This window comes from Methanobrevibacter sp., from assembly GCF_045577275.1.
Classification (GTDB): Archaea; Methanobacteriota; Methanobacteria; order Methanobacteriales; family Methanobacteriaceae; genus Methanobrevibacter.
The window spans coordinates 1-1,744 of record NZ_JAZNIB010000120.1 but is presented as its reverse complement, the minus strand read 5'-3'; the positions used below and the strand labels follow the sequence as shown (position 1 = coordinate 1,744).

The following is a 1,744-nucleotide window of genomic DNA, read 5'->3' as shown; positions in this document are numbered from 1 at the left end:
ATAGTATAAACAGATAAAAAATAAAAAAGATTAGTTTTCATTAAAAAAAAATAGTATTAATAGATAAAAAATAAAAAAGATTAGTTTTCATTAAAAAAAAATAGTATTAATAGATAAAAAATAAAAAAGATTAGTTTTCATTATTTTTTGGTTTGATTCTAGTTAAAACAATACTGGAAACCAATACTCCAACAATAATGATAACGTCAACAATTATCTCAAAGAGTGCTGAACTCATGAATAAGTCATATATTCCATAAATCCAGATTGCAAATATTAATATTGGCAATAGGTATTTGATGATGAATTTCCATGTTTTACCTACCTTCAAATGTCCATGTTCATTTAATATAGGAATAATATTATCCAAGTTATAGAACCAAGCGAATATTACACATTGAACAGCAATCAAAAGCAAAATACCGAACTGATTTACAAAGGTATCAATGATTCCAATCAAATAACTGCTGATTCCAGTTGTCAATAGAATTGAGAAGCAACATCCAATAATTGATAAGATGGTAGCTGTTTTGGAACGGCTGAAATTGAATTTGGAACTTGTAGAAGACAGCATCGGTTCAAAGAATCCTAAAGCGGATGTGATTCCTGCAAACAATATTGCAAGGAAAAATAGTGGAGCCAATACCCTTCCAACAGGACCCATGATATTAAAGATCATTGGGAATACTACAAATACAAGACTGGTACCTTCTGAAACCAATTTGCTCATTGCCATACCGGAATGCAATGCCATGAATCCGAGAATTGAGAATACTCCAAATGCAGTGAATATCTCAAAGAATGAATTTGCTGCAACTACAACCAATACATTATCAGTCAATCTTGAATTTTCAGGCAAATAGCTTGCATATGTAAGTGCAATAGCCTGACCCATACTCAAGGAAAAGATGATTTGACCACATGCAGCAAGCCAAATGTTAATATCCAAAAGCATTTTCCAATTAGGTCTAAGCAAGGCGTCAATACCTATCATATGCCCTGGAAGAGTGATTGCATAGACTACAATGATTGCCATCATGATAAAGAGGGCAGGAATTAAGATTTTGGAGACCCTACCTATACCTTCATCAACATCCTTATGTGAAATGAACCATAGAGCAATCCATAGGAGAACAACACAGATTGTTGTATATATGAGCAAGACTCCTGCATTTGCAAAATCGGAACCTCCTCCAACGGTATTTGTAAAGAAACCTATGGTATCTGAACCCCAACTGAATGTAAAGCTTGATAGGAAATATACCATATCCCAACTAAGGATTACAAGATAATAGATTGTTACAATAAAAGCAAATAAGACCAGCATCCAAGCAACATACTCGAATCGCTTGTCTATCTTATTTAAAATCTTTGAAAAAGAGTCTTTAAAACTGAATCCAATACCATATTCAAGAATCAAAAATGGAATTCCCATAATTGCTATAGCACAGAAATAAGGAATGAAGAATGATCCTCCACCGTTGGAATATAATACATAACTAAATCGCCAAATGTTTCCAAGCCCAACTGCTGCACCAATCATAGCAAATATAAATGAAAGGGCACTATCCCATTGTAAATGTTCGCTCATAATATTGAATCCTATTAATTGTTATCTATATTTTTATTGGTAAAAATATAAAAACTTAACCAATTGAATATTATCATAATTCAAAAAAATAAATTTGTATATAATTCTAAATAAATATAAATTGTTAAAATATAATTAATGAATATTAAATTC

At 31.2% G+C, this 1,744-nt stretch carries 1 protein-coding gene; it reads right to left on the bottom strand.

The window, feature by feature from the left end:
• Positions 1 to 130 precede the first annotated feature (130 nt).
• Complete coding sequence (locus tag ACKI67_RS03870; RefSeq protein ID WP_407462072.1) at positions 131 to 1,591, bottom strand: sodium-dependent transporter; 1,461 nt, start codon at positions 1,589 to 1,591, stop codon at positions 131 to 133.
• Positions 1,592 to 1,744: the final 153 nt, after the last annotated feature.

Bases quoted from the DNA above. Each gene is read 5' to 3' on its own strand.
- ACKI67_RS03870 (WP_407462072.1), bottom strand. From the start codon at position 1,591: ATGAGCGAACATTTACAATGGGATAGTGCCCTTTCATTTATATTTGCT.